The following is a 25,930-nucleotide window of genomic DNA, read 5'->3' as shown; positions in this document are numbered from 1 at the left end:
GGAGCGGGCGGGGACGCCGGGCGAGCGGAGGTACGGAGCGGGCGGGGGCGTGGAGCGGGGGCCGGTCGGTGGGTCAGGCGTCGCCGTACGCCTCGCCGCCGAGTTCCACGGTGGCCATGCCGGCCGTCACGTCGGCGAGCCAGGCGCGGAAGGCGGGCACGTCGGCGTCGGGCAGGCCGATCTCGAGGGTGACGGCTTCGGCGTAGCGCACCTCCCGCACGGCACGGCCGGTGGACCGGAGGTCGTTCTCCAGCTTTCCGGCCCTTTGGTGGTCGACGGTGACGGTGGCGAGCCGGTAGCGACGGCGGGTGACGGTGCCGAGCGCGTCGAGCGCTTCGCCGACGACGCCGCCGTACGCGCGGATGAGGCCGCCCGCCCCGAGCTTCACACCGCCGTAGTAGCGGGTGACGACGGCGGCGACGTACCGCATCTCGCGGCGCAGCAGCATCTGCAGCATCGGGACGCCGGCCGTCCCGCCGGGCTCGCCGTCGTCGCTCGCCTTCTGGACGGAGGCGTCGGCGCCGAGCACGTAGGCGAAGCAGTTGTGGGTGGCCGTCGGGTGCTCCCGGCGGATCCGGGCGACGAACTCCTGGGCCTCGCGTTCGTCGGCGACCGGTGCGAGTGCACAGAGGAAGCGCGAACGGTTGATCTCGGTCTCGTGGACGCCCTCGCGGGCGAGCGTGCGGTACTGCTCCTGCATTCCGCCAGCCTACGTGCCGTACGCGTCCCATTCCGCGTCGCCCGAGCCGTACTGGTCCGCCAGGGCCGGGGCCGCCCCGGCGGCGTCGGGGAGGCCGATGTACGGGAGGGCGCGCAGGGCAAGTGCCCAACCCATGCGCGCCTCGCCCGATTCGCTGGAGCGGCCGGTGAGCTCGGCCACGCGGCCGATGCGGTTCAGCACGGTGTTGCGGTGGCAGTAGAGGAGTTCCGCCGCCCGGGAGGCGGAGCAGCCGTGGTCGAGCCAGACGCGGAGGGTGCTCAGGAGTGCGCTGCGCTCGCCGCCGGTGGCGAGGACGGGCCCGAGGTTGACGGTGACGATCCGCTCGGCGACGTCGGGGCGTCCGCTGAGCAGGACCTCGGGGAGCCGGGCGTCGAAGACGGCGGCCTCGCCGCTGCCGGCGCGGAGGGTACGCAGGGTCTGCTCGGCGCGCCGGAGGGCGCGGCCCGCCTGGGAGAGGCGTTCGAACTCGGGCGAGACGCCGGCGGTGGCGCCGGTGCGTTCGCGCAGCGCGCCGAGGAGCCGGACCAGCGCCGGATCGGGCGGGGCGCCGGGCGGGGGCGAGGTCCGTCCGGCGGGAGCGTCGCGGCGCGGGAGGCGCACGATGCCGGCGTACCGCCCGGAACGCGGGCGCCAGTACGACCACAGCCCCTGGGCCTCCAGGACGGGCGCGGGCTGGGGCGGCGCGGCCGGATCCTGGGTGGCGACCACGACGACGTAGCGGTCCTGAGCGGGAACGCCCAGGGCGGCGGCCGCGGCGGAGGCGACCGCGGGGTCGTCGGCGCGGCCGTCCAGGAGGGCTTCGAAGAGTGCCGCGCGGCGGGTGTCCTGCTGGTTCTGGAGTTCCAGCTGGGCGAGGCGGTACGCGTCGGCCATCGCGACCGAGTAGCGGTCGATGGTCTCCCAGACCGCGCCGGCGACGTCGAGCTCCAGGTCGCGGCTGTCCGCCTCGCGGCCGGTCCGGGTCCGCAGGTGCTCGGCCATGACCTGCCACAGAACCCGCCCGCCGCGCCGGTACGCCTGGAGGACGATGTCGAGCGGGACGCCCTGCTCGGCGCGGCGGCGGCCGGTCTCGCGGGCGGCGCCCTCGAAGTCTCCGCCGGTCGGGGCGAGCCCGCCGAAGTCCTCCAGGGCTCGCAGCATGTTGTCGCGGCAGATCGCCCACAGGTCGTCACGGCTGACGGGATCTCCGGAGGCGTAGGTGCCGGAGTGGGCGCGGATGTCGTCCACGGCCCGGTCGGTGAGCCGGTCGGCGTCGGCGAGCAGCGCGGTGGCGAGGGAGTGGCGCAGTGCGCCGGAGCCGCCGGCCGAGCCGAGCCGGGTGTGCGCGCCGCGTGCGGCCGGTGGATCGGACGAGCGGCCGGACGTGGGGTCGGGGGCGCCGGGCGGGCTGGGCGTCATGGCTCGCACCGTAGCGCCGCGCTTTGGCGAATGCCACGCTCCGGCGGCGGCCGAGGGGCCGATGCCCAGCCCTGATCCCCGCATGGTGGGCGTCTGCACATGGTGTCGTGGTGCTTCCACGATCGATTCTGGGCCGTGTCACGGAATGTTGACGCCGCCGTCAACTCCACGTCTCAGGAGCGTGTCATGTCACTGAGTGTCGCCGGCGTGCTGGGCGAGTCAGCCCGCCACTTCCCCGACCGGATCGCCGTCGTCGAGGGTGCGAGCCGGTTCACCTACCGCGAGCTGTGGGACGCGGCGCTGCGCTGCGCCGCCGGGCTGCGCGAGGCGGGGGTGAAGCCCGGCGACCGGGTGGCGGTGCTGCTGCCGAACACGACCGAGTTCCTGCGGGTCTACTACGGCGCGCTCGCCGCGGGCGCGACCGTCGTGCCGGTGCACGCGCTGCTCGTCGCCGACGAGGTGCGTTTTGTGCTGGAGCACAGTGGCGCGGTCGCGATCGTGAGCGGTGGCCCGCTGTGGGCGGTCGCCGACGAGGCGGCGCGGGCGGCGGGTGTGCGTGCCTTCCAGGGCGCTCCGTCGGCATCGGAGCCGCTGGTCGCCGCGGAGCCGGCCGATCCGTCCGGTACGGCGGTGGTCCTCTACACGAGCGGCACCACGGGCCGCCCCAAGGGGGCCCGTCTGACCCATCTCAACATCGTCATGAACGCGGCCGTGACCTCGCAGGATCTGCTGGGTCTCGGCGCGGACGACGTCGTCCTCGGGTGTCTGCCGCTGTTCCACAGCTACGGGCAGACGTGCGCCATGAACGGGACTCTGCGCCAGGGCGCCACGCTTGTGCTGATGCCCAGGTTCAGCGGGCCGGCGGCGCTGAAGGTGCTGGCCGACGAGGGCGTGACGGTGTTCATGGGCGTGCCGACCATGTACCACGCGCTGGTGGATGCCTCGGCGGCGTCGGACCGGCGTCCGGAGGCGCTGCGCGCGGCGGTCTCCGGCGGCGCGGCGCTGCCGGTCGCCGTCCTGGAGCGCTTCGAGGAGACCTTCGCGACGCAGGTCCTGGAGGGGTACGGCCTGACGGAGACCTCGCCGGTCGCGACGTTCAACCAGCCGCACCTCGGACGCCGGCCCGGCACGGTGGGGCATCCCGTGTGGGGCGTCGAGGTCGGAGTGGCCGACGCGGCGGTCGACGGCGAGATCCGGCTGCTGCCGGACGGTGGGATCGGCGAGGTGGTCGTGCGCGGACACAACGTCTTCGCCGGCTATCTCGACGATCCCGAGGCGACGGCCGCGGCGATCGTGGACGGCTGGTTCCGCACGGGTGACCTGGGCGCGCGGGACGAGGACGGTTTCCTGCGGATCGTGGACCGGAAGAAGGACCTGGTGATCCGGGGCGGGTTCAACATCTACCCCCGCGAGGTCGAGGAGGTCCTGGTCCGTCACCCTTCGGTGTCCGAGGTCGCCGTGATCGGCGTCCCGGACGAGGCGAAGGGCGAGGAGGTGTGCGCGGTGGTGGTCCGCCGCGAGGGCTCCGCCCCCGTCACGGAGGACGAGCTCGTCGACTGGGCCCGGGAGCGCCTCGGCCGCCACAAGTACCCGCGCCTCGTCCGCTTCGTCGACGCGCTCCCCCTCGGCCCGACCGGCAAGGTCCTCAAGCGCGCACTGGTGACGCCCTCCGGCTGAACCGGATCGCGGAGCGAAGCCGCACCTCGTTCCTGGGGCTGGGGACGGGGACGGGGACGGGACCGGGGACTTCGCCCGACGGCTGGGCATGTGCACATCGGCGTACGAGTCGCGGTACGGGCTCCCGCCCCGGCGGTTCCGTGCGTCATCATCCACATCCAGCGCACACCCCCTCCCCCACCGCCCCGACCCTCGCCTTGCGCCTTGCGCCTCTCGCCTCTCGGTACGGAAGGACGCAGTCATGACGACGCCGGAGCTGGATCAGGACGCCGTGTCCGGAGCGGGAGCGCCCGAGGCGGTCGTCGGCGCCGGGCGGGTGAGCGGCGCGTTCGTGGCCGACGGGGTGGCTGCCTTCCTCGGGGTGCCGTACGCGCGGGCACCTTTCGGGGCGCTCCGTTTCCGGGCGCCGGAGCCGGTGGAGCCGTGGGAGGGCGTGCGGAAGGCGACGGAGTTCGGGCCGACGGCGCCGAAGCGGCCCTATGCTCCCCCGCTGGACGCGCTGTTGCCGGACCCCGTGGTCGAGGGCGACGACTGCCTCAACGTCAACGTCTGGGCGCCGTGGACTCCCCCGGGCCCGGCGGGTCCCGCGAGCACGGCGGACACCACGGGCCCGGAAGGCGCTCCTCCCTCCTGCCGGCCGGTGATGGTGTGGATCCACGGCGGCTCGCTGATCCACGGTTCCAACGCCGTGCCGGTCTACGACGGGACCGCGTTCGCGCGCGACGGCGTCGTCCTCGTCTCCGTGAACTACCGGCTCGGCGTGGAAGGCTTCGGAGTCTTCCCCGACGCGCCCGCAAACCTCGGTCTGCGCGACCAGATCGCCGCCCTCGTGTGGGTACGGGAGAACATCGCGGCCTTCGGCGGCGATCCGGAGCGGGTGACGGTGTTCGGGGAGTCCGCGGGCGCGATCTCGATCGCGGCGCTGCTCGTCTCGCCCCTCGCGCGCGGACTGTTCCGGAGGGCGGTCGTACAGAGCGGGGCGCCGATGGCGGTCCCGCCGGAGCGGGCGCGGCGGACGACGGAGGCGGTGGCGAAGCGGCTGGGGATCGCGGCGACGGCGGAGGCGTTCGCCTCGGTGGACCGGGAGCGACTGCTCACGGCGCAGACGGAGGTGACGGCGAAGGGCTCGCCGTTGACCGGGAGCGGGCACTCCTTCCAGATCGTCGTGGACGGCGACGTGCTCCCGCGCGATCCCGCGCAGGCCCTGACGGCCGGCGGTCCCGTCGGGGAGGCCGGCCGGTCCTCTGCTGGGCAGGTGCCCAAGGAGGCCGTGGAGGGGCCGGACGTCGAATCCGGTGGAGTGGACCTGCTGCTGGGGACCACGACGGAGGAGTACCGGCTCTGGTTCGTGCCGGGCGGACTCGTGGAGCGGTTGTCGCCGCTGATGCTGCGGCTCGCCCTGTGGAAGACGCGCGTGCCGTCCCGTACAGCACGGGTCTACCGCGCGAACCGGCCGCAGGCGCGGCCCGGCGAGATCCTGGGCGCGCTCGCCACCGACAAGCTGCTGCGGGTGCCGTTGAACCGGGTGGCCGACGCGCGGCTGAGGGCGGGGGCGGCCGGGCGCACGTACCTGTACGAGTTCGGCTGGCCGTCGCCGGTGCTCGGACTGGGCGCCTGCCACGCGCTGGAGCTCGGCTTCGTCTTCGACACCCTGGACACGCCGGAGGCGGAGGTGCTGACCGGGCCGGACGCACCGCGCGAACTGGCGGAGGCGATGCACGCGGCCTGGGTGGCGTTCGCGACGGACGGCGACCCCGGGTGGCGGGCGTGGGACGCGGAACGGCCGGTGATGGCCTTCGGTCCCGGGCGCCAGGCTCTCGTGACGGCTCCCCGGGAGGACGAGCGACGTTCCTGGGACGCCTGAGGCCGCCGCGACGCCTGAGACCGACATGACGGCCGAGCCCGACGTGATGCCTGGAACCGGTGCGGTGCGCCCCGGGTCCCCTCCCCCGGTGCGGGAAGGATCCGGGGATCAGGTGGGTTCGTAACGGGTGGAGCCCAGTCACGGAACGAAGGAAGGCACCAGGGATGAGCGTCGACACCACGACCACCGAGGCGACGGAGCGTTCCGAGGAGGAGACCGTCCGCCGGATCCTGACGGGCACGGGCGACACCTGGGCGATCGTGGGCCTCTCCTCCAACCGGGAGCGTGCCGCGTACGGGGTGGCGGCCGTGCTCCAGCGCTTCGGCAAGCGGATCGTCCCGGTCCATCCGAAGGCGGAGACGGTCCACGGCGAGCGCGGTTACGCCTCCCTCGCCGACATTCCCTTCCCCGTCGACGTCGTGGACGTCTTCGTCAACAGCGACCTCGCCGGCGCCGTCGCCGACGAGGCGCGGGAGGCCGGCGCGAAGGCGGTGTGGTTCCAGCTCGGCGTCGTCGACGAGGCCGCGTACGCGCGCACGACCGAGGCGGGCCTCGACATGGTGATGGACCGCTGCCCCGCGATCGAGATCCCGCGCCTGGGCTGATGCCCAACGGCGGCCCGACGCACCTCGCTCGGCCTCCGCGACGGCCTCCGTGACGGCATCCGCGACGGCCTCCGTGACGACACACATGAGGCACACGTGAGGCGCCCGTGGGAACCCGTGAGGTACCCGCCGGCACGCCGTGCGACGTGGGGCGCGCCCCGCCGTGCGACGCGCCCCGCGTCAGCCGTGCGACGCGTCGTCACATCGCGGGCAGGCCCAGTCCTTCCAGGACGACGGCGTTCGGCAGTTGGGCGAATGCCTTGCCCGGCACGATGATCTTGCCGCGGCGGCGGCCGCTGCCGACGAGGACCCACGGGGTGTCGACCACGGCGGCGTCGACGAGGAGCGGCCAGTCTGCGGGCAGGCCGATCGGGGTGATGCCGCCGTACTCCATGCCGCTCTCGCCGGTCGCGGTGTCCATCGGGGCGAAGCTCGCCTTGCGCGCGCCGAGGTGCTTGCGTACGGCACCGTTGACGTCGACGCGGGTCGCCGACTTCACCACGCACGCGGCGAGGGTCGTCGTCTCGCCGCGCCTGCCGGCCACGACGACGCAGTTCGCGGACTCGTCGAGGAGGGCGGGTCCGTGGTGCTCGACGAAGACGGCGGTGTCGGCGATGGCCGGGTCGGTGTCGACGTAGAGGATCTGGTCGGCCGGTACCGGTCCGGTCCAGGCGCGGACGGCCGCGGCGACCGGCGGGGTGAGGAGGTCCAGGCAGTCGGGGGCGGGCCGGGCGTCGTCGAAGTTTCCGATGGGTGCGCGCATGCGCGTCACGCTAACGGCTCCCGCGGGCCGCGCGGCCGGCCGTCTCAGCGTACGGGCGGGATCGAGACGGCCATCGTCATCTCGACCGTCTCCTCGCCGTCGTTGCGGTACGTGTGCGGCGCCGACGCCTCGAAGACGGCGGAGGTGCCGGCCGGGACGGTGTGCTCGACGCCGTCCACCACCAGGGTGAGCACCCCGGCGACGACGTGCAGCAGCTCCGTGGTCCCCTGGGGGTGCGGGTCGGAGGCGCTGCCCTCGCCCGGCACGAGGGACCAGGACCAGAGTTCGAGGGGGCCGCGGGCCTCGGTGCCGACGAGGAGGGTGGTGGAGCTCCCGGCGGGGGTGGACCACATGCGGACGGCCTGCTCCGGCGGGACGAGCCGGACGTGGGGGCCCTGCTCGTGGTCGAGGAGGGTGCTGATGGAGACGCCGAGGGCGTCGGCCAGCTTGACGGTGGTGCCGACGCTCGGGTTGGTCCGTGCCTGCTCGATCTGGATGATCATGCCGCGGCTGACGCCGGCGCGGGCGGCGAGCGCGTCCAGGGTGAAGCCCCGTTCGTTGCGCCAGCGCTTGAGGTTGCGGGCGAGCGACTGGGTCAGCTGGTCGAGGTCCGACACATTCCGTCCAATATTCTGGATGACAGAGTTCAACAGACTGCCCTACGGTGAGGTGCGCCCGATCGTGCACTGCACTGTACTGCCCCCCGCTCCGCCCGTACCTGCCCGCGAGGACCCCCATGACCGCCGTGTTCGCCCTGGCCACCGCCCTCCTGTGGGGGTTCGCCGACTTCGGGGGCGGACTGCTCACCCGGCGCGTCCCCGCCCTCACCGTCGTCGTGGTCTCACAGAGCCTCGCGGTCCTGGTCCTCGGCGCGGTCGTCCTCGCCACCAGCGCGTGGACCGAGGCCGGCCCCGAGCTCTGGTACGCGGTCGCCGCCGGCGTCGTCGGACCCGCCGCCATGCTCGCCTTCTACAAGGCCCTCGCGCTCGGCCCGATGGGCGTCGTCTCGCCGCTCGGCTCGCTCGGCGTGGTCGTCCCCGTCACCGTCGGCCTGGTGCTCGGCGACCGCCCCGGCCTGTTCCAGGTCGGCGGCATCGTCGCGGCGGTCGTGGGCATCGTCCTCGCCGGCGGCCCCGAACTGCGCGGCGCGCCCGTCCAGCGCCAGGCGGTCGTCCTCACGCTCTTCGCCGCCTTCGGGTTCGGCGCCGTCATGGCGCTCATCGCCGAGGCGTCGACCACGCTCACCGGCCTCTTCCTCGCACTGTTCGTGCAGCGCGTCACCAACGTGGCCGTCGGCGGCGGCGCGCTGTACCTCTCCGTACGGCGCGGCGGCCGCGCCCTGCCCGAGGAGGGCTTCGGGGTGATCCGCGGCGCGCTGCCGGCCCTCGCCTTCGTGGGCCTCGCCGACGTCGCCGCCAACGGCACCTACGCGCTGGCCGCGCAGCGCGGCCCGGTCCTGGTGGCCGCCGTGCTCGCCAGCCTCTACCCGGTCGTGACCGCGCTCGCCGCCTTCGGCGTGCTCCGCGAGCGGCTGCGCGCGATCCAGGCGGCGGGGGCGGGGCTGGCGCTCGTCGGCACGGTCCTCATCGCGGGCGGCTGACGGACGCCCCCTCCTCGCCGGCGACCGACGACCCGGCCCGGCTCCGGGAAGCCGCCGCCTCGGCCTCCCGCCGCGCCCGCTCCCCCGGCCGCCCCCGCTCCTCCCGCTCCTCCTGCTCGATCTCCCACGCAGCCAGCGCCGCCAGCTGCTCCGGAGTGACGTCCTCGGGGATCGGCTTCGGGGCCGGGGTGCGCAGCGGCGGCTGCCAGCCCCGTTCCGGATCCCAGCGCCGTACGACCCTGGCCGGGGCGCCCGCCACCACCGAGTGGTCCGGCACCTCGCCGCGCACCACCGCACCGGCCGCGACCACGACGTTGCGGCCGATCCGCGCGCCCGGCAGGATCACCGCCCCCGTGCCCAGCCAGCAGCCGGGGCCGATCGAGACCGGTTCGGAGCGGGGCCACTGGCGGCCGATGGGCTCATGCGGGTCGTCGTAGCTGTGGTTGGTCGAGGTGATGTAGACGTACGGGCCGCAGTACGTGTCCGAGCCGATGGTGATCGTCGTGTCGGCGATGACGTGGCTGCCGCGCCCGAGCACCACGCCGTTGCCGAGGGTGAGCACGGTCTCGGTGCCGAGGTCGAGCCCCGGCAGCATGCCGGCGGTCAGGGTGACCTGTTCGGCGATGATGCAGCACTCGCCGATCTCGATCCACCGCTCGCCGAAGACCGTGCCCTGCGGGAAGGCCAGCCGGGTGCCCGCGCCGAGCCGCCGGAACCGGAGCCGTCCGGGGTGCTCCGCCGTCACGGCGCCCGCCTGCTGTGCCCAGCGCCAGCCGCCCTGGAGGGCGTGGGCGACGACCCGGCGCCGCCAGGCGGCCAGGGATGAGAACGTGTTTCCGTTTCTGGGCACCCCGACACCGTAGTCGGCGGTGCCGGGGCTGCTCGCCGCGGTCCCCTGTGATGTCCGTCATGGGCTCGGCATAGGGTGCGGGCAGACAACCGGAAGGCGCGACACCACCACGGCCGCACGGGCCGTACGGACCCTCAGGAGTGACCCCCATGGCAGAGGCGTTGATCAAGGCCGTCGGCGGCAAGGAGCCGAGCGTCGACCCGACCGCGTTCACGGCCCCGACCTCGGTGGTGCTCGGCGAGGTGACGCTCGGGGCGCGCGCCGGAGTCTGGTACCACGCGGTGCTGCGCGCCGACTGCGGCCCCATCACCGTCGGCGAGGACTCCAACGTCCAGGACAACTGCACCGTCCACGTCGACCCCGGCTTCCCCGTCTCGATCGGCGACCGGGTGACGATCGGGCACAACGCGACCGTGCACGGCTGTGTCATCGAGGACGACGTCCTCGTCGGCATGGGCGCGACCGTGCTCAACGGGGCCCGGATCGGCGCCGGCTCGCTCGTCGCGGCGCAGGCGCTGGTGCCGCAGGGCATGCAGGTCCCGCCCGGCTCGCTCGTCGCCGGCGTCCCGGCGAAGGTGCGCCGCCCGCTGACGGACGAGGAGCTGGCCGGCATCCGGCTGAACGCCGAGATGTACGTCCACCTGGCCAAGACCCACGCCGAGGCGTACGAGGGCTGACGGCCGGCACGCGACGGAGGGCGGCACCCCGGGACCTGGTCCGGGTGCCGCCCTCCGTCGCGTACGGGTGCGCGCTCAGTCCGCCGTGACCGGCTCCAGCGGGGCCTCCGGGCGCTGCCGGGCCTCCTCGGCCGCCTTCTTGGCACGGTTCTTGATGACGAGCATCGAGGTGACGCCGATGAGCACGGCGAGCACCAGGCCCAGCCAGGAGAAGCGCTTCAGCCACGCCTCGGCGACGACGCCGACGGAGTAGATGACGGCGGTGGTGCCGCCCGCCCACAGGATGCCGCCGAGGACGTTGGCGGTGAGGAACTTCCAGTACGGCATCTGCAGGACGCCCGCCAGCGGCCCGGCGAAGATCCGCAGGAGGGCGATGAAGCGGCCGAAGAAGACCGCCCACATGCCCCACTTCTGGAAGGAGCGTTCGGCGAGGGCGATGTTCGCCTCGCTGAAGTGCTTGGGGAACTTCCCGCCGAGCCAGGCGAGCAGCGGGCGGCCGCCCTTGCGGCCGATGGCGTACCCGATCGAGTCTCCGATGATCGCACCGGCGGTGGCACAGCCACCGAGCACGTACGGGTTGATGTCGCCGTGCTGCGAGGCGAGCAGGGCCGAGCTGACGAGGACGATCTCGCCGGGGAGCGGGATGCCGAGGCTCTCCAGTCCGATCACCACCCCCACCAGCGCGTAGATGGCGACGGCCGGGATCGTCTCCAGCCACTCCTGGACGTGCAACGCGGGTCCTCCCGTTGTGCCGGCGCGGCCCCGGTCGCGGGCCGCTGCGGTGGCGCGCCCCGCGTCGGGCGCGCCGGGGCAGCCTACCCGGTCAACTCGAACGGACCTCGACGACGGCCGTGAGCCCGGGGTCCGCGGCCGACCTGCCGACGCGCAGCCGCCGGCGTCCCGTGCCGAGGACGAAGCCGCCGTCGGATCCGGACCAGGACGAGAGGGTGCGGGCGGTGAGGTGGACGGTGACGCGGCGGCGCTCCCCGGCGGCGAGTTCGAGGCGCCGGTAGCCGGCGAGGAGCGAGCGGGGCTGGTCGAGGCCCCGCGCGGTCAGGTCGGGCGAGGGGCCGAGGTAGACCTGGGCGACGTCGACGCCGGCGCGCGGGCCGGTGTTGCGGACGGTGAAGCTGACGTCGACGCCGCCCGCGCCGCCCGTCGCGGGGCCGGCGCCGAGGTCCTCGTACGCGAAGGTCGTGTACGACAGGCCGTGGCCGAAGGGGAAGAGCGGGGCGACGCCCTCCTTCTCGTACCAGCGGTGGCCGACGTGGACGCCCTCGGAGTACTCCTCGATCCCGTCGCGTCCCGGGTAGCGGCGCGGGTCGCCGGCCGTCGGGTGGCGGTCCTCGGCGGCCGGGAAGGTCTGGGTGAGGCGGCCGCCGGGGTCGGCGTCGCCGAAGAGCACGGCGGCCGTCGCGGCGGCGCCCTCCTGTCCCGGGTAGTACATCTGGAGGACGGCGGCGGTGCCTTCCAGCCACTTCATGGTGACGGCCGACGAGGTGTTGAGGACGACGGTCGTCCGCGGGTTGACGGCCGTCACCGCCTCGATGAGGGCCTCCTGGTGCCCGGGGAGGGCGAGGCTCGTGCGGTCCTGGCCCTCGGTGGCGTCCTCGTAGGCGAAGAGGACGGCGGCCTCCGCCACGCGCGCGTGGCGCACGGCCTCGGCCAGGTCGGCGGCCCGGTCGGCGCCGGAGACCGCGCGGAGCCGGAAGAGCTGCCCGTCCGCGCCGCCGTGGGCGGTGACGGCGAGCGCGTGGTCTCCGGCGGCGAGCCGGAGCGTGGCGCGGCGGACGGCGAGGCCGTCGGGGCCGGCGGCGAGGAGGCCGCCCGCGAAGTACTCGGCGACGCCCTGGCGGACGGGGAAGAGTTCGGTGCCGTCGAGGGTGACGGTGGGCCGGGTGCCGCTGTAGTGGACGAGGAAGGTCCACTCGTCGGTCTCGGCCGTGGTGAGGGTGGCGGTACGGCTCCAGGCCGCGCCGGCCGCGACGCCGACGCCGTCGAGGTCGAGCGCGGGGGCCAGCGGCGGCAGGCGGCGGCCGAAGAGGTCCTCGCCGGTGGCGTACGTGACGCTCGCGCCGGCGCCGGCGCGCGTGCGGATCGTGTCGAGGGGGCGGGCGGCGGCGTCGGGGACGACGTGCGCGCTGCCGCCGCCGCTGACGAAGGGGACGGCGGCGGTGGGGCCGATGACCGCGAGCGAGCGGGCCGCCGCGCCGGAGAGCGGCAGGGCGGCCCGCTCGTTGCGGAGCAGGGTCGCGCCGGCGGTGGCGACCCGCAGCGCGAGCCGCGCCCCGGAGGCGGCGTCGCGCCCGGGCCGCGGGGCGGACGTCCCGTCGAGGAGGCCGAGCCGGTCGCGTACGGAGAGGACGCGGCGTACGGCCCGGTCGACGGCGGCCTCGGGGATCCGGCCCCCGCGGACCGCCTCGCGCAGCGGGGCGCCGTAGCGGGCGCCGCCCGGCATCTCCATGTCGAGTCCCGCGGTGAGCGCCCCGGCGGTGGTGTGGACGGCGTCCCAGTCGCTCATGACCCAGCCGTCGAAGCCCCAGCGCTCGCGGAGCACGCCGGTGAGGAGGTCGGCGTTCTCGGCGGCGTGGACGCCGCCGACCTTGTTGTACGCGGCCATGACGGCGCCGGCGCCGGCCTCGACGGCCGCCTCGAAGCCGCGCAGTTCGGTCTCGTGGGCGGTGCGGTCGTCGGCGCGGACGTCGACGGAGTCGCGGTCGCGCTCCTGGTTGTTGAGGGCGAAGTGCTTGACGGTGGCGACGAGTCCCTCGGCCTGGACGCCGCGGACGAGTTCGGCGACGAGGTCGGCGGAGAGCAGCGGGTCCTCGGAGAAGGTCTCGAAGTTCCGTCCGGCGTAGGGGGTGCGGATGAGGTTGACCATCGGCGCGAGCAGGACGTCCTGGCCGAGGGCGCGGCCCTCCCGGCCGAGGACGCGTCCGTAGGCGCGGGCGAGGCCGGGATCGAAGGCGGCGGCGAGCATCACGGGCGCGGGCAGGGCGGTCGCGGTGCGGCGTACGCGGATGCCGGCGGGCCCGTCGGCGAGGCGCAGGGGCGGGATCCCGAGCCGGGGCACGCCGGGGACGTGGCCGGCCTGGCCGAGGCTCGCGGGGTCGGGGGCGCCGTGGAGGAGGGAGATCTTCTCGTCGAGGGTGAGGCGGGCGAGGAAGTTGTCGACGCGAGTGCCGGAGGTGGCGGGTGTGGCGGGTGCGGTCGGCGGGGCGGGGGCGGCCGGTGGGGCCGCCGGGGTCGTGCCGGGCGGGGCGGCCCGGGCCGTACGCCGTGCGAGCGCCGTCGTACCGGCGAGGGCGCCTCCGCCGGCGAGGGCGAGCAGGAGGCCCCGTCGGGACAGCCTGAGCCGGGCGCCCCGCACGCGCGCGTGGCCCCGGCGCGCTTCACCGGGGGCGGCGGGGGCGGCGGAGTGGTCGGGGGTGGTGGTCTCGTCGGACACGCGGCGGCTCCTCGGTGCGGCCGGCCGGCCGCCTGCTGCGCCGGTCCGGGGCGGGGCCGGCACGGCGGACGGCCGCGCGGTACGGCTCCGACGCGGCGGACGCCCGGCCCGTACGGCCCCGGTGCGGCGGGCGGCGGGACCCGTACGGCCCCGGCCTCCCGCCCGCCCGGCGGGTCCGGCCCCTGTGCGCAGTGTGCGTGACGCCCCTTCCGCTTCCGGGCCGCCGCCCCGGAACACGACCGCCCCCGCACCCGAAGGGAGGGCGCGGGGGCGGAGAAACCCGGGTCCGGAGCCGAAACCGAGTCCAGATCCGGGTCCGGGTCCGGGTCCGGAGCCGGGTCCGGAGCCGGAGCCGGACCCGGTCTGCCGGGCACGCGCGCGCGTGCCCGGCAGACCGGCCGAGGACTCACTTGCCGAAGTCGTTGGGCCTCAGGGTCCACAGGACGGTCATCTCGCCGGTGACGGCGCCGTCCTCGCGGGTGATGTCGATGCGGACCGGGAACTCGGGGCGCTGCCCGGCGTCGAGTTCGGCGACGACGTCGGCGACGGGGCGGCCGAGGGTGGCGGTCGCGGTGACGACGCCCATGGCGAGCTTCTTGTACGCGATCTCGGCGTTGACGGCGAGCGGTACGGCCCGGCCCAGCTGGTCGCCGAAGGCGGCGAGGACGATGGCGCCGCTGGCGGACTCGGCGAGGGTGAACATGGCGCCGGCGTGCGGGCCGCCCACGTGGTTGTGGTAGGCGGGCTGATCGGGCAGGCGCACGACGGCGCGCTCGGCGGTGGTCTCCAGGAACTCCAGGTTGAGGGTTCCGGCCATGGGGACCGTGGCGGCGAGCATCTCGCCGACGGACTTGGGGTCTGCGCTCATGTGCCGTGATGTTACCCGCGAGTAGAAGTATTGGCCATGCCTCCTCGGCAGGCCGTTTCCGACCCGGCGCCGGGGCCGGGCACCCCCGGCCGACGGGGCCGGGCACGGTCGGCCGACGGGTCGGACACGGCCGAGCGCCGGGGCCGGGCATGGCCGAGCCGAGGCCGCCCCTCTATCGTTACGGCCCATGTGGCCAGGACAGCAGCCGCCCGGGGGCGAGCAGAACCCGCAGGACCCGAACCAGAACCCGTACCAGCAGCCGGGGTACCAGCAGCCGAACCCGTACCAGCAGCCGACGCAGCCGGGATACCCGCAGCAGGGCGGCTACCCGCAGGCGCCCGGCCAGCCCCCGCAGGGCTGGCCGCAGCAGGGGTACGCGCAGCCGAACCCGTACCAGCAGCCGACCGTGCCGCAGTACCAGGTGCCCGGCGGCGTCCCTCCGCAGGGACCGGACGGCGGCGGCCGGAAGCGGACGACGCTCATCGCGATCGTGGCCGCCACCGCCGTGGTCGTCGCGGGCGGCGTGACCGCCTTCCTCGTCCTGGGCGAGGACGACGGCAAGAAGGACGTCGCCGACAAGCCGGCCACCAGCTCCTCGGCCCCCGGCCCCGACGCGTCCGCGTCGCAGTCGGAGTCCGGCGAGCCGTCGGATGCTCCGACCACCGAGCTCGACAACCCGCGCGAAAGCCAGGAGTTCGAGCCGACGGTCCCCGGCTGGAAGGTCGTCCACAACCCGAAGTACGGCACCCTCTTCGACGTCCCCCCGGAGTGGGAGGTCGGCAAGCCCACCATGAGCGTGGGCTTCGAGGACGCCGAGAAGGGCGACGGCAGCCCCCTCGTCGCCATGTCCGGGCCCGCCGACCTCAAGAGCAAGTGGTGCGCCGTCGACTCCGACAAGAACGGCCGTCCCGAGTACTCGGGTCTGGCCGGCGCGGGCACCAAGGGCAACCAGGGCGCGAAGGACACCGCCTCCGCCGCGCGCGGCCAGGCGGGCATGTGGGTGTGGGCCGCGTTCGCCCAGCACATGCCGGAGAAGACCATCAAGATCAGCAAGGCCGTGCCGTACACCACCGAGTCGGGCCTCAAGGGCAGCATGGCCACGGCCACCGCCCCGGGCGTGAAGAAGCGGAACAAGTGCGAGACCGACGGCAAGTCGATCGCCTTCACCTTCCTCAACGCCGAGAACGACTTCTCGACCTTCGTGCTCTACGCGGCCGACGGCGTGAAGGACGAACTGCCGGACGCGACGATGAAGAAGATCCTCTCCACGGTCCGGCTCTCCAAGAGCTCCTGACCCACCGGTACCACGGACCGCCCCCGGCCGCCCTCGGGGCTCCGGCCCGACCGCCCTCGGGGCTCCGGACCGGGGGCCGCCGGGACTCCGGACCGGGGCACGTCCGGGCTCCGGCCCAGGGCACGCCCGGGGTCCGAGCCGGGACGAGTCCAGGGTCCGTCCGGTATTCGGTTTGGCAGGAAGGGGAGGCGGCGGGGATAGTCCCGGAGTGACGAATCGCTCCGCCTCTCCCCCCGCCACCCGCCGCCCCGAATGGGCCGGGCGCAACTACGTGCTGCTCACCGCCGCCACGATCGTGACCAGCCTCGGCGCCCACGGCGCCCTCATCGCCACCACCTGGGCCGTCTTCGAGTCCGGCGGCGACGCGGGCGACGTGGGCCTCGTCGCGATGGCGCGCTTCCTGCCGCTCGTCCTCTTCCTGCTCATCGGCGGAGCGGTGGCGGACCGCATACCCCGGCACCGGGTGATGGTCGCGGCCAACGCGCTCAACTTCGTCTCCCAGGCGGTCTTCGCCGCCCTCGTCCTCTCCGGCACCGCCGAGATCTGGCAGATGATGGTGCTCACCGGGCTCTGCGGCACCGGTCAGGCCTTCTTCAACCCGGCTGCCGAGGGCATGCTCATGTCCAGCGTCACGGGCGAGCAGGCGAGCCGCGCCTTCGCCTTCTACCGGATGGCGATGCACGGCGCGGGCATCGGCGGAGCCGCGCTCGGCGGCGCGCTCGTCGCCTTCGTCGGCCCCGGCTGGGTCCTCGCCGTCGACGCCGCCGCCTTCGCCGTGGCGGGCGCGCTGCGGGCCTTCCTCGACGTCAGCGGCATCCCCGACCGCAAGCCCGGCGGCGGGCTCTTCGCCGATCTGCGCGAGGGCTGGCAGGAGTTCGTCGGCCGTCCCTGGCTGTGGTCGATCGTCGCCCAGTTCTCCGTCGTCGTCGCCCTCATCGGCGCGGTCGAGGCGGTGTACGGGCCCCTGGTCGCCCGGGACGAACTCGGCGGCGCCCGCCCCTGGGGCATCGCGCTCGCCGGCTACGGCGTGGGCACGGTCGCCGGCGCCGTCCTGATGACCCGGTGGAAGCCGCGCCGGATGCTCCTCATCGGCACCCTCGGCGTCTTCCCCATCGCGCTGCCCTCGGCGGCGCTCGCCATCCCGCTGCACGCGGTCGGCCTCACCCTGGTGATGTTCGCCAGCGGAGTGGCGATGGAGATCTTCGGCGTCCTGTGGATGACGACGATGCACCAGGAGATCCCGGAGGAGAAGCTGTCCCGGGTCTCCGCCTACGACTGGTTCGGCTCCACCGCCCTGCTGCCCCTGTCGACCGCGCTCGCGGGCCCTGCCGAGACCGCGTTCGGCCGGACGCCGTCCCTGTGGGGCGCGGTGGCCCTGATGACCCTGGTCACCGCGCTCGTCCTGCTCGTCCCCGACGTGCGCAACATGACCCGGCGTCCACACGGCGCGACGGCGGCGAAGGGTGACGCGGGTACGGATGTTGACGCCGGTACGGGGACCGGCGCCGGTACGGAAGGCAGCGCCGGTACGGGGATCGGCGCGCCGGGCGCGGAACGGGCGACGACGCCGGGCGGCGCCGTGCCCGCGCAGGGCACGTCACCCGATGCCGAAGGCGCCCTCGGGCGGAACGGGTGACCCCACCGCCTCGGCGTCGTCGACCGGAGCCGCCTTCCCGGTGAACCGCGCCAGCGCCTCCCCGTGCTCCACGCGCGCGGGGAAGGCGTCCCCGGCGGCGCGACGGGTGAGGCCCGGGAGGTCGAGGGGCGCGTCGGAGGCGACCAGGATCGTGTTCCCGAACCGGCGGCCGCGCAGCACCGCCGGCTCCGCGACCAGCGCCAGCTCGGGGAAGACCGCGCCGAAGGTGGCGAGCTGGCCCCGGAGGAAGGCGAACGGCGCCCCGTCGGCCAGGTTGGCCGCGTAGACCCCGCCCGGGCGCAGCACCCGCCGCACCTCGCGCGCGTACGCGAGGGAGGTGAGGTGCGCCGGGACGCGCGAGCCGCCGAAGACGTCGCCGACGATCAGGTCGGCCGAGGCGGCGGGTGCCGCCTCCAGCCAGGCGCGCGCGTCGGCGGTGTGCACGGTCACACCGGAGCCTTCCGGCAGCGGCAGGTGTTCGGCGACCAGCGCGACGAGCCCGCCGTCCGCCTCGACGACGTCCTGGCGCGAAGCGGGCCGGGTGACGGAGACGTACCGGGGCAGCGAGAGGCCTCCGCCGCCGAGGTGCAGCACGTCCAGCGGCGCGCCCTCCTCGGCGGCGCCGTCGACGACGTGCCCGAGCCGGCGGGCGTACTCGAACTCCAGGTGGTCGGGGGCGTCGAGGTCGACGTACGACTGCGGGGCGCCGTCGACCGTGAGGAGCCAGGCCCGCTCCCGGTCCACGTCGGGCATGAGACGCGCGGTGCCGTGGTCGACCTCGCGCAGGACGGGGATCTGCTCGTTCACCCCTTCATTGTGCAACCGCACAGAACCTGCTCGCGCCCGGGCCGCACGCCGGTCCCCCGCGCCAGCCCGTCCCCCACATCAGCCCGTCCCCCGGGTCAGCCCGTCCACACGGCGGCGACGGCCTTCGCGTGCGCGGCGGCCTGGGCGCGGCCGGCGCGGGCTGCGGCGGCCTGCCGGGCGGGGTCGAGCGCGCGGGCACCGATCACGGCCTTCGCGTCCGCGTCGGGCGTGATCACCTCGACGCGCGCACCGGCGGCGGCGAGGTCGGCCGCCTGGCCGGCGGGGGAACGCACGGCCCTGTTGCCCAGCGCGCTGGGCGCGACGATGACCACCCGTTCCCAGCCGGCCGCGAGGTGCGCGTTGGCGGTGGAGTGGATGCCGCCGTCGATCCAGCGCCGGCCCACGAGGCTCGCGGGCGGCCAGGCCCCGGGGATCGCGCAACTGGCGGTCACCGCGTCGACGAGCCCGACCCCGCCGAGCCCTGACCCCCTGCCGAGCCCCGGCCCCGTGCCGAGGCCGCCGTCTTCCGTGCCGGGGCCGGTCTCGCCACGACCGCCGCCACCGCCGTCGAAGACGCCGAGCTCCCCGGTCTCCGCGTCGACGGCCGTCAGCCGCAGGCGCCCGCCCCCGGGCCAGTCGGCGAGCTCGCCGAGGCGCCGCGCCACGGTGGCCCGCCGGGTGGCCTCGTCGACGGTGCGGGCGCGCAGCGCGAGCCGGCCGAGCTTGCGTCCGTACGCCTCGGGGGTGCGGGAGGTGAGCACGGCGAGGGTGTAGCGGAGGAGGGTGCCGGCGCCGAAGCGGACGGCCGGCTCCCCGTCCGCGCCGTCGAGCCGGCGCTCGTACAGCTCGGCGAGGCTGGTGGTGCCGGAGGTGAGGAGGGCGCCGACGACGGCGCCCGCGGAGCTGCCGACGACCAGATCGGCGTCGGAGAGGTCCACTCCGGCCTCGGCGAGCCCATGGAGGATCCCGGTCTCCCAGGCGGCGCCGACGAGCCCGCCCGCTCCGAGCACGAGTGCCGTCCCGCCGTTCCCCGCCCCGCCCGCCGCATCACTCATGGCCCGAGTCTGACGCAGCCGCCCGGCCGCGGTCCCGGCGGGGCGGCTCCCTTCACAGGTGCTTGAGTGCCTCGCGTACGGAGAGCGGGGAGAAGAGGGAACGGTTGTCCGCGACGAAGGCCCGCACCTCACCGGGGGCGGTCTTGGCGTACTCGCGCAGGCTCCAGCCGATCGCCTTCCGGAGGAAGAAGTCGGTGTCGGAGGCGCGCCGCAGGCAGTACGCGAAGAGCCGGTCGGCGTCCGTGTCGCCCTTGAAGCGCAGCTGGTGGAGGAGCGCCGTGCGGGCGGTCCACGGGTCCGCGTCGTCGATCCACCGGTCCATCTCGCCGCCGAGCGCGGGGTCGGCGGCGACGAGCCCGCCGACGACGTGGGCGGCGAGGTGATCGACGGTGTCCCACCAGGAGACGGTCCGCACGAGGCGGCGGGCGACGGGCAGGAAGTCCGACGAACAGCGCTTCACGTGCCGGCGCAGGTAGTCGACGGCGAAGTAGTGGTACTCGCGCTCGGGAAGGGCGAAGCAGCGCAGCGCCACGGCCGCGCAGTCGTCCTCGGCGGGGCGGGGCGTGCCGTCGAGGACGGTACGGGAGAGGGTGCGGCGCTCCGGCGAGCGGATGCCGAGGAAGGGGGCCACGCCCTTCATGTACGCGACCATCTCCTGCGCCCGGAAGGGATCGCCCGCGGCGGGGTAGAGCGTGGTGAGCCGGCCCATGACGGTGTCGGCGAGCTCGCTGTCGGGGACGGCGTACGGCAGCGGGGCGGGGCCGTCGACGGGCGGGTGACCGGGTTCGGACATGGCGCACATTACGGCGATCATACGGAGGTCTCCGTTACTCTCCCGGGATGCTCGCTCCCGTGCCCCGGCCGACGGACCCGTTCGCCGCCCGCTGCTCCCGGGCCCTGCTCTCGCCCTGGTCGCGGCTCTCGCTGCTCGCGCTCGTCCTGCTGACCGCCGCCACGCTGGTGGTGCTGTACGAGCCGCAGCGCCTGCTCGCCTCGGGGTGGCCGCGGTCCGGCGGCGCGGGCGCGGTGCTGCTGTTCGGCCTGGCGTACGGGCTGTGCACGGCGGCCTTCGTACCGCGGCCGGTGCTGAACCTGGCGGCGGGGGCGCTCTTCGGATCCGCGTACGGGCTGACGGCGGCGGTGGCGGGGACGGTGCTGGGCGCGGGGATCTCCTTCACGCTGGGCCGGGTGCTGGGCCAGGACGCGCTGCGGCCTCTCCTCAGGGGGCGGTGGCTCCAGGCCGCGGACGGCCAGCTGAGCCGGCACGGTTTCCGCTCGATGCTGGCGATCCGGCTCTTCCCCGGCGTGCCGTTCGCCGCCGCCAACTACTGCGCGGCCGTCTCCCGGATGGGGTACGTGCCGTTCCTGCTGGCCACGGCGATCGGGACGGTGCCGAACACGGCCGCGTACGTGGTGGCCGGGGCCCAGGCGGGCGAGCCGGGCTCCCCAGCGTTCCTGATCTCCGCGGGGTTCATCGTGGTGTCGGGGCTCGCCGCGGCGGTCGTGGCCTGGCGCAAGCGCCACACGCTGCGCCGCCCGCCCGCCCCGGCGCCCGCGGTCGCATCCACGACCGCGCCGGCGGCGGCACCGGCGGCGATGGCGGCTTCCCGGGCCGTGGCCGGCTAGTCATGGCATAGCCATGGCCATAGCCGACTGACCGTGGCCGGTGACCGTGGCCGGCCGGCTGGCTGGCCGGCCAGCGCCATGGCCGACTGGCCGTGGCCGACCAGAGCGCTTCGACGGTCATCGGTCATCGCGCCGGAGAGTGCCCCGGCCCCGCACCTCGCCCGGAGGCCGTGGCGGGCCCCGCGGGCGCGCCGGACGCGAGCCGGGGGCGGTGGCGGGAGCGCGATGGTGGGGCGGGTGCCGCCGACGTCGGCTCGGCCTGATCACGAACACGTCACCTTGGGGCGGTACGCTGCGCTCGACCTTCTGACCGCACACGTACATACCGGGACGGCCCAAGCCCCATGAGTTGGTTCGAATCGTTCATCCTCGGACTCGTCCAGGGGCTGACGGAGTTCCTTCCCATCTCCTCCAGCGCACACCTCCGGCTCACCGCGGCCTTCGCGGGCTGGGAGGACCCGGGCGCGGCCTTCACGGCGATCACGCAGATCGGCACGGAGACCGCCGTCCTGATCTACTTCCGCAAGGACATCGGCAGGATCGTCACGGCGTGGTTCCGCTCCCTGACGGACAAGTCGATGCGCTCCGACCACGACGCCCAGATGGGCTGGCTGGTGATCGTCGGCTCCATCCCGATCGGCGTCCTCGGCGTCACGCTCAAGGACCACATCGAGGGCCCCTTCCGTGACCTGCGGCTCATCGCCACCACGCTCATCGTGATGGGCATCGTCCTCGGCATCGCCGACCGGCTCGCCGCCCGCGACGAGATCGGCGGCCGGCACCGGGCGATCCGCGAGCGCAAGACGCTCAAGGACCTCGGCGTCCGCGACGGCCTGATCTTCGGCTTCTGCCAGGCGATGGCCCTCATCCCGGGCGTCTCCCGCTCCGGCGCCACCATCTCCGGCGGTCTGCTCATGGGCTACACCCGCGAGTCCGCCGCCCGGTACTCGTTCCTCCTGGCCATCCCGGCCGTGCTCGCCTCCGGCGTCTTCGAGCTGAAGGACGCGACCGAGGGCGGGCACGTCTCGTGGGGACCGACGGTCTTCGCGACGATCGTCGCCTTCGGCGTGGGCTACGCGGTGATCGCCTGGTTCATGAAGTTCATCACCACGAAGTCCTTCATGCCGTTCGTGATCTACCGCATCGCGCTCGGCATCCTGCTGTTCGTCCTGGTCGGCGCCGGGGTCCTCAGCCCCCACGCCGGCGAGTCCGGCGGCTGACCGCCCTCCACGGCACAGCACCACACCGACACCCCATCGGGGGCGGATCCCGCGGCGCGCGGCGCGCAGCGCCGGGACCCGCCCCCGAGGCGTTCTCAGGCCGGTAGGGGGCGCGGGCTCAGCCCCGGTAGGGGACGCGGGCGATTTCCCGGACCTCGCCGAGGGTGCCCCACTCGTTCTTCCCCAGCCGGGTCAGCGGGCGCATCCGCGTGATCTCGGGGTGTCCGTCCGTCAGGTACTCCTCGTCGACCGCGACGTGCACGACCCGGCCGAAGACCACGGTGGAGTCACCGATCCGGAGCGTGCTGTGCAGCTCGCACTCCAGCGCCACCGGGGACGCGGCCACCCGCGGCACCTTCACGCGGCGGCCCGGCTCGCGCTCCACGCCGCACGCGTCGAACTCGCTCGTCCCGCGCGGGAAGTCCGTCGCCGTCGCGTTGATCTGCTCGAAGAGGCCCTCGGGGGCGAGGTTCACCACGAACTCGCCGGTCTCCTCCACGTTGCGCAGCGAGTCCTTCCGTCCGACGGAGGTGAACTGCACGACCGGCGGGGCCACCGAGGCGATGGTGAAGAAGGAGTGCGGGGCGAGGTTGTCCGTGCCGTCGGCGGAACGCGTCGACACCCAGGCGATCGGCCGGGGGACGACGGTCGCCGTCAGCAGCCGGTAGACGGAGGCGGGGTCGGTCAGGGCGGGGTCGACGTCGATGCGCATCCGGCCAGTATGCGGCCCGCGCGACCCGCCGGACGCGACAGGGGGCGCACGCCTCTTGGCGCCGCGCGCCCGCTGCCCGACACTGAGGCGATGACGCAGCGCGTGGACCTCGCGAACGTGATGGACCGGCTCGCCATCGACGACCTGATCACCGGTTACGCGGCGGCCGTGGACGACGCCGACTGGACCTCCTACCGGGCCCTCTTCACCCCCGACGGCCGGGCCGACTACTCCGGCTCCGGCGGCGTCGAGGGGCCGGCGGCCGAAGTCGCCGACTGGCTGGCGCGGACGATGACGCTCTTCCCGGTGCGCCAGCACCTGATCGTCAACCGCCGGGTCACCCTGCACCGCCCCGGCGGCTACGCCGAGACCGGAGACGCGGCCGACGTCCGCGCCGACTACGTCAATCCGATGCGGATGACCTCCGGCGACGACTTCGTCTGCGGCGGCCGGTACGCCTTCGCCGCCCGCCGCACCACCGAGGGCTGGCGGCTGCGCTCGGTCGTCGTGGAGGAACGCTGGCGCCGGCTCCCCTGACCGGGCCCCGCCGCCGGGGGCGGGCGCAGACTGGAGGCGAAGGGCGGGAGGCACGCCATGCGGAACCCCTTGGGCGCGGACCCCGGGCGGGCGCCCGAGCGGGGCGCGGGCCCCGCTCCGCGCCGGAACCGGGAGCCGAGCCGGAACCGGGAGCCGAGCCGCGTGTCCGGCGCGCCGCGGTCGCTGCTGGCCGTCGGGTGCGGCGCGCTGCCCGCGCTCGCGTTCCCCGCGCCCGGGCTGTGGTGGTGGGCGTACGTGTGTCTCGTGCCCTGGCTGCTGCTGGTGCGTACGGCCCCGGGGGCGCGCCGGGCCGCGCTGGACGGGTGGTGCGGGGGCGTCGGCTTCCTGCTCGCCGTGCACCACTGGCTGCTGCCGAGCGTCCATGTCTTCCTGCTGGTGATGGCGGTGCTGCTGGGGCTGCTCTGGCTGCCGTGGGGCGTGCTCGTACGGGCGCTGCTGGGCGGGGCGCCCAGTCCGCGGCGGGCCGCGGCCGCGCTGGTCGCGGTGCCCTCGGGGTGGCTGCTGGTCGAGTGGGCGCGGTCGTGGGAGGGCCTGGGCGGGCCGTGGGGGCTGCTGGGCGCGAGTCAGTGGGACGTGCCGGTGGCGCTGCGGCTCGCCTCGGTGGGCGGGGTGTGGCTGGTGGGCCTGTCGGTGGTGGCGGTGAACACGGCCGTCGCGCTGCTGCTCGCCGCGCGGGGGCCGCGGTCGGTCGGAGCGGCGGGGCTGGCCGCGTGCGCGCTGGTGGCGGGGACGGCGGCGTGGGGCGTCGGGGTGCCGCGCCCGGCGGGTTCGGTGCGGGTGGCGATGGTGCAGCCGGGGGTGTACGGCGGGCCGGAGGGCGCCGAGCGGCGGCTCGACCGGGCCGTGGAGCTGACGCGCGGCCTCGCCGGGCAGCGGCCGGACCTGGTGGTGTGGGGCGAGAGCGGGGTGGGCCGGGATCCGGCCGGCGACCCCGCGCTGACCGCGCGGCTGACCGCGCTGGCGCGGACGGTCGGCGCGCCGCTCCTGGTGAACGTGGACGCGCGCCGGGCGGACCGCCCCGGCATCTACAAGAGCGCGCTGCTGTTCGCTCCGGACGGACCGACCGGTGACCGGTACGACAAGATGCGGCTCGTGCCCTTCGGCGAGTACGTGCCGGCCCGGGGGCTGCTCGGCTGGGCGACGTCCGTGGGCAGGGCCGCGGAGGAGGACCGGCGCAGGGGCACCGAGCCGGTGGTGATGCGTCTGCCCAACGGGGCGCCGGGGCTGGGGGTCGGGCCGCTGGTCTGCTTCGAGTCCGCCTTCCCCAACATGGGCCGCCGCCTGGCGGGGGACGGGGCCGATCTGCTCGTGGTCCAGTCCGCGACCAGTACCTTCCAGCGGAGTTGGGCACCCGCACAACACGCCTCGCTGGCGGCGTTGCGGGCGGCGGAGACCGGGCGTCCGGTCGCGCACGTGACGCTGACCGGGATCAGCGCCGCGTACGGCCCCGACGGCCGGCGGGTGGGACCGCCCGTCGGCCGGGACGCGAGCACGGCCGTCGTCCGGGAGCTGCCGCTCTCGGGGGCGACGACGGTCTACGTCCGCTGGGGCGACTGGCCGCTGTACGGCGCGTGCGGGGTGGTCGGCGCGGTGTGCGCGGCCGGGGCCGCCGGTGCGCTCAGGCCGCCTGCTCCAGGGCGTCGCGGACGACGCGCTCGCACAGGGCGTGGGTGAGCAGGGCGTCGCGGGCGCTGAGGACCGTGCCGTCCCGGACGGCGTCGAGGAAGACGAGCACGGCCTGTTCGATGCCGCGCTGGCGGGCCACCGGGACCCAGTCACCGCGCCGGCGGACGCTCGGCTGGCCCTTGTGGTCGATGATCTCGGAGAGGTTGAGGACCTGGCGCTTGGTGTCCTGGCCGGAGACCTCCAGGACCTCCTCGGTGGAGCCGTTCATCCGGTTCATGATGCCGAGGGCGGTGAAGCCGTCGCCGGAGAGCTGGAGCACCACGTGGTGCATCAGGCCGTCGCGGACCCGGGCGCGGACGTCGACGTGGTCGGCCTCGCCGGGGAGGAGGAAGCGGAGGGTGTCGACGACGTGGATGAAGTCGTCGAGGACGAAGGTGCGCGGGTCCTCGGGGAGGCCGATGCGGTTCTTCTGGAGCACGATCAGCTCGCGCGGGTGGTCGAGGCACTGGGCGTAGCCGGGGGCGAGCCGCCGGTTGAAGCCGACGGCGAGCGAGACGCCCCGCTTCTCGGCGAGTTCGACGATCCGCTCGGAGTCGGCGTACTCGTAGGCGAGGGGCTTGTCGACGTAGGTGGGGACGCCGGCGTCGAGGAGGCGGGTGGCGATCTCGGCGTGGGCGGCGGTGGAGGCGTGCACGAAGGCCGCGTCGAGTCCCGCGCCGAGCAGGGAGTCGAGGTCCCGGTGGCGGCGGGTGGCCGGAAGGTGGAGGGTGTCGGCGACCCGGTTCAGGGTGGTGGGGGTGCGGGTCTGGAGGTGGAGTTCGACCCCGGGGAGGGTGGCGAGGACGGGCAGGTACGCCTTCTGGGCGATGTCGCCGAGTCCGATGCAGCCGATCTTCACGGGGTCTCTCCCTCTGCGGTGGTCCGA

The 25,930-nt window shown here is 74.9% G+C and carries 24 protein-coding genes; 11 read left to right on the top strand and 13 right to left on the bottom strand.

The window, feature by feature from the left end; genetic code table 11:
- Nucleotides 1-73 precede the first annotated feature (73 nt).
- Together ACF1ED_RS30910 and ACF1ED_RS30905 are read right to left on the bottom strand one after the other, a co-directional pair.
- On the bottom strand, nucleotides 74-700 hold the full coding sequence (locus tag ACF1ED_RS30910; protein WP_391766048.1) for a YigZ family protein: 627 nt from the start codon (nucleotides 698-700) through the stop codon (nucleotides 74-76).
- A gap of 9 nt (nucleotides 701-709) precedes the next feature.
- Complete coding sequence (locus tag ACF1ED_RS30905) at nucleotides 710-2,119, bottom strand: PucR family transcriptional regulator (RefSeq protein WP_391766046.1); 1,410 nt, start codon at nucleotides 2,117-2,119, stop codon at nucleotides 710-712.
- Between the two features lie 186 nt (nucleotides 2,120-2,305).
- On the opposite strand from ACF1ED_RS30905, the gene ACF1ED_RS30900 reads away from it, so the two are divergent.
- The 3 genes from ACF1ED_RS30900 (at nucleotide 2,306) to ACF1ED_RS30890 (ending at nucleotide 6,265) form a co-directional block, all read left to right on the top strand.
- Nucleotides 2,306-3,796 (top strand): long-chain fatty acid--CoA ligase, encoded by a 1,491-nt coding sequence (locus ACF1ED_RS30900; protein ID WP_391766044.1) that lies wholly within the window; start codon nucleotides 2,306-2,308, stop codon nucleotides 3,794-3,796.
- Nucleotides 3,797-4,037: 241 nt separating this feature from the next.
- Nucleotides 4,038-5,660 carry a carboxylesterase/lipase family protein gene (locus ACF1ED_RS30895; RefSeq protein WP_391766042.1) on the top strand — a complete coding sequence of 541 codons (1,623 nt, stop codon included), beginning with the start codon at nucleotides 4,038-4,040 and terminating at the stop codon, nucleotides 5,658-5,660.
- Nucleotides 5,661-5,824: 164 nt separating this feature from the next.
- Nucleotides 5,825-6,265, top strand: a complete 441-nt coding sequence (locus ACF1ED_RS30890; protein ID WP_391766040.1) for a CoA-binding protein — start codon at nucleotides 5,825-5,827, stop codon at nucleotides 6,263-6,265.
- 199 nt (nucleotides 6,266-6,464) lie between these two features.
- Here the strand turns inward: ACF1ED_RS30890 and ACF1ED_RS30885 are convergent, their stop codons facing one another.
- Both ACF1ED_RS30885 and ACF1ED_RS30880 read right to left on the bottom strand, forming a co-directional pair.
- On the bottom strand, nucleotides 6,465-7,028 hold the full coding sequence (locus ACF1ED_RS30885) for a YbaK/EbsC family protein (protein WP_391766038.1): 564 nt from the start codon (nucleotides 7,026-7,028) through the stop codon (nucleotides 6,465-6,467).
- 44 nt (nucleotides 7,029-7,072) lie between these two features.
- Complete coding sequence (locus ACF1ED_RS30880; RefSeq protein WP_391766036.1) at nucleotides 7,073-7,645, bottom strand: helix-turn-helix domain-containing protein; 573 nt, start codon at nucleotides 7,643-7,645, stop codon at nucleotides 7,073-7,075.
- 119 nt (nucleotides 7,646-7,764) lie between these two features.
- Here ACF1ED_RS30880 and ACF1ED_RS30875 point away from each other — a divergent pair, with 119 nt between their 5' ends.
- Complete coding sequence (locus ACF1ED_RS30875; protein WP_391766034.1) at nucleotides 7,765-8,628, top strand: EamA family transporter; 864 nt, start codon at nucleotides 7,765-7,767, stop codon at nucleotides 8,626-8,628.
- Here ACF1ED_RS30875 and ACF1ED_RS30870 read toward each other — a convergent pair.
- Nucleotides 8,612-9,478, bottom strand: coding sequence for an acyltransferase (locus ACF1ED_RS30870; protein ID WP_391766032.1), 867 nt, complete (start codon nucleotides 9,476-9,478; stop codon nucleotides 8,612-8,614). The two genes, ACF1ED_RS30875 and ACF1ED_RS30870, sit on opposite strands and share 17 nt — an antisense overlap.
- 149 nt (nucleotides 9,479-9,627) lie before the next feature.
- Here ACF1ED_RS30870 and ACF1ED_RS30865 point away from each other — a divergent pair, with 149 nt between their 5' ends.
- Nucleotides 9,628-10,155, top strand: a complete 528-nt coding sequence (locus tag ACF1ED_RS30865; RefSeq protein WP_391766030.1) for a gamma carbonic anhydrase family protein — start codon at nucleotides 9,628-9,630, stop codon at nucleotides 10,153-10,155.
- 75 nt (nucleotides 10,156-10,230) lie between these two features.
- On the opposite strand, the gene ACF1ED_RS30860 is transcribed toward ACF1ED_RS30865, so the two are convergent.
- The 3 genes from ACF1ED_RS30860 to ACF1ED_RS30850 form a co-directional block, all read right to left on the bottom strand.
- Nucleotides 10,231-10,887 (bottom strand): DedA family protein, encoded by a 657-nt coding sequence (locus tag ACF1ED_RS30860; RefSeq protein ID WP_391766029.1) that lies wholly within the window; start codon nucleotides 10,885-10,887, stop codon nucleotides 10,231-10,233.
- A gap of 91 nt (nucleotides 10,888-10,978) precedes the next feature.
- Nucleotides 10,979-13,603, bottom strand: a complete 2,625-nt coding sequence (locus ACF1ED_RS30855; RefSeq protein ID WP_391766027.1) for a beta-glucosidase — start codon at nucleotides 13,601-13,603, stop codon at nucleotides 10,979-10,981.
- Between the two features lie 406 nt (nucleotides 13,604-14,009).
- A complete protein-coding gene (locus ACF1ED_RS30850) occupies nucleotides 14,010-14,471 on the bottom strand; it encodes a DUF4442 domain-containing protein (RefSeq protein WP_391766025.1) in 462 nt (153 codons plus the stop codon).
- Between the two features lie 187 nt (nucleotides 14,472-14,658).
- On the opposite strand from ACF1ED_RS30850, the gene ACF1ED_RS30845 reads away from it, so the two are divergent.
- A complete protein-coding gene (locus tag ACF1ED_RS30845; protein ID WP_391766023.1) occupies nucleotides 14,659-15,765 on the top strand; it encodes a hypothetical protein in 1,107 nt (368 codons plus the stop codon).
- 208 nt (nucleotides 15,766-15,973) lie between these two features.
- Nucleotides 15,974-17,401: an MFS transporter gene (locus ACF1ED_RS30840; protein ID WP_391766021.1), complete on the top strand. Its 1,428-nt coding sequence runs from the start codon at nucleotides 15,974-15,976 to the stop codon at nucleotides 17,399-17,401.
- Here the strand turns inward: ACF1ED_RS30840 and ACF1ED_RS30835 are convergent.
- The 3 genes from ACF1ED_RS30835 to ACF1ED_RS30825 all read right to left on the bottom strand — a co-directional run bounded on the left by ACF1ED_RS30835 (nucleotide 17,363) and on the right by ACF1ED_RS30825 (nucleotide 20,056).
- Nucleotides 17,363-18,208, bottom strand: coding sequence for a spermidine synthase (locus ACF1ED_RS30835; protein ID WP_391766019.1), 846 nt, complete (start codon nucleotides 18,206-18,208; stop codon nucleotides 17,363-17,365). The genes ACF1ED_RS30840 and ACF1ED_RS30835 overlap by 39 nt on opposite strands.
- Before the next feature lie 95 nt (nucleotides 18,209-18,303).
- Nucleotides 18,304-19,263 (bottom strand): patatin-like phospholipase family protein, encoded by a 960-nt coding sequence (locus ACF1ED_RS30830; protein ID WP_391766017.1) that lies wholly within the window; start codon nucleotides 19,261-19,263, stop codon nucleotides 18,304-18,306.
- A gap of 52 nt (nucleotides 19,264-19,315) precedes the next feature.
- A complete protein-coding gene (locus tag ACF1ED_RS30825) occupies nucleotides 19,316-20,056 on the bottom strand; it encodes a DNA alkylation repair protein (RefSeq protein ID WP_391766233.1) in 741 nt (246 codons plus the stop codon).
- Between the two features lie 47 nt (nucleotides 20,057-20,103).
- Between ACF1ED_RS30825 and ACF1ED_RS30820 the strand changes: the two genes are divergently transcribed.
- Both ACF1ED_RS30820 and ACF1ED_RS30815 read left to right on the top strand, forming a co-directional pair.
- Complete coding sequence (locus ACF1ED_RS30820) at nucleotides 20,104-20,889, top strand: TVP38/TMEM64 family protein (protein WP_391766015.1); 786 nt, start codon at nucleotides 20,104-20,106, stop codon at nucleotides 20,887-20,889.
- A gap of 344 nt (nucleotides 20,890-21,233) precedes the next feature.
- A complete protein-coding gene (locus ACF1ED_RS30815) occupies nucleotides 21,234-22,109 on the top strand; it encodes an undecaprenyl-diphosphate phosphatase (protein WP_391766013.1) in 876 nt (291 codons plus the stop codon).
- A 118-nt stretch (nucleotides 22,110-22,227) separates the two neighbouring features.
- Here the strand turns inward: ACF1ED_RS30815 and ACF1ED_RS30810 are convergent, their stop codons facing one another.
- Nucleotides 22,228-22,821 carry a flavin reductase family protein gene (locus tag ACF1ED_RS30810; protein ID WP_391766011.1) on the bottom strand — a complete coding sequence of 198 codons (594 nt, stop codon included), beginning with the start codon at nucleotides 22,819-22,821 and terminating at the stop codon, nucleotides 22,228-22,230.
- A gap of 90 nt (nucleotides 22,822-22,911) precedes the next feature.
- Between ACF1ED_RS30810 and ACF1ED_RS30805 the strand changes: the two genes are divergently transcribed.
- Nucleotides 22,912-23,358, top strand: a complete 447-nt coding sequence (locus ACF1ED_RS30805; protein ID WP_391766009.1) for a nuclear transport factor 2 family protein — start codon at nucleotides 22,912-22,914, stop codon at nucleotides 23,356-23,358.
- 57 nt (nucleotides 23,359-23,415) lie between these two features.
- Entirely contained in the window at nucleotides 23,416-25,053 is a 1,638-nt protein-coding gene (lnt, locus tag ACF1ED_RS30800; protein WP_391766007.1) for an apolipoprotein N-acyltransferase, read from the top strand.
- Here the strand turns inward: lnt and ACF1ED_RS30795 are convergent.
- Nucleotides 24,998-25,903 carry a Gfo/Idh/MocA family protein gene (locus tag ACF1ED_RS30795; RefSeq protein ID WP_391766005.1) on the bottom strand — a complete coding sequence of 302 codons (906 nt, stop codon included), beginning with the start codon at nucleotides 25,901-25,903 and terminating at the stop codon, nucleotides 24,998-25,000. The two genes, lnt and ACF1ED_RS30795, sit on opposite strands and share 56 nt — an antisense overlap.
- Nucleotides 25,904-25,930 lie beyond the last annotated feature (27 nt).

Source organism: Streptomyces sp. NPDC014656 (assembly GCF_043084305.1).
Taxonomy (GTDB): Bacteria; Actinomycetota; Actinomycetes; order Streptomycetales; family Streptomycetaceae; genus Streptomyces.
The sequence above is the reverse complement of the archived record's forward strand: the minus strand, read 5'-3'. Positions and strand labels throughout refer to the sequence as shown.

Bases quoted from the DNA above. Each gene is read 5' to 3' on its own strand.
- ACF1ED_RS30910 (WP_391766048.1), bottom strand. From the start codon at position 700: ATGCAGGAGCAGTACCGCACGCTCGCCCGCGAGGGCGTCCACGAGACC.
- lnt (WP_391766007.1), top strand. From the start codon at position 23,416: ATGCGGAACCCCTTGGGCGCGGACCCCGGGCGGGCGCCCGAGCGGGGC.
- ACF1ED_RS30895 (WP_391766042.1), top strand. From the start codon at position 4,038: ATGACGACGCCGGAGCTGGATCAGGACGCCGTGTCCGGAGCGGGAGCG.
- ACF1ED_RS30825 (WP_391766233.1), bottom strand. From the start codon at position 20,056: ATGTCCGAACCCGGTCACCCGCCCGTCGACGGCCCCGCCCCGCTGCCG.
- ACF1ED_RS30875 (WP_391766034.1), top strand. From the start codon at position 7,765: ATGACCGCCGTGTTCGCCCTGGCCACCGCCCTCCTGTGGGGGTTCGCC.
- ACF1ED_RS30890 (WP_391766040.1), top strand. From the start codon at position 5,825: ATGAGCGTCGACACCACGACCACCGAGGCGACGGAGCGTTCCGAGGAG.
- ACF1ED_RS30845 (WP_391766023.1), top strand. From the start codon at position 14,659: ATGTGGCCAGGACAGCAGCCGCCCGGGGGCGAGCAGAACCCGCAGGAC.
- ACF1ED_RS30905 (WP_391766046.1), bottom strand. From the start codon at position 2,119: ATGACGCCCAGCCCGCCCGGCGCCCCCGACCCCACGTCCGGCCGCTCG.
- ACF1ED_RS30850 (WP_391766025.1), bottom strand. From the start codon at position 14,471: ATGAGCGCAGACCCCAAGTCCGTCGGCGAGATGCTCGCCGCCACGGTC.
- ACF1ED_RS30810 (WP_391766011.1), bottom strand. From the start codon at position 22,821: ATGCGCATCGACGTCGACCCCGCCCTGACCGACCCCGCCTCCGTCTAC.
- ACF1ED_RS30865 (WP_391766030.1), top strand. From the start codon at position 9,628: ATGGCAGAGGCGTTGATCAAGGCCGTCGGCGGCAAGGAGCCGAGCGTC.
- ACF1ED_RS30805 (WP_391766009.1), top strand. From the start codon at position 22,912: ATGACGCAGCGCGTGGACCTCGCGAACGTGATGGACCGGCTCGCCATC.
- ACF1ED_RS30820 (WP_391766015.1), top strand. From the start codon at position 20,104: ATGCTCGCTCCCGTGCCCCGGCCGACGGACCCGTTCGCCGCCCGCTGC.
- ACF1ED_RS30885 (WP_391766038.1), bottom strand. From the start codon at position 7,028: ATGCGCGCACCCATCGGAAACTTCGACGACGCCCGGCCCGCCCCCGAC.
- ACF1ED_RS30815 (WP_391766013.1), top strand. From the start codon at position 21,234: ATGAGTTGGTTCGAATCGTTCATCCTCGGACTCGTCCAGGGGCTGACG.
- ACF1ED_RS30830 (WP_391766017.1), bottom strand. From the start codon at position 19,263: ATGAGTGATGCGGCGGGCGGGGCGGGGAACGGCGGGACGGCACTCGTG.
- ACF1ED_RS30900 (WP_391766044.1), top strand. From the start codon at position 2,306: ATGTCACTGAGTGTCGCCGGCGTGCTGGGCGAGTCAGCCCGCCACTTC.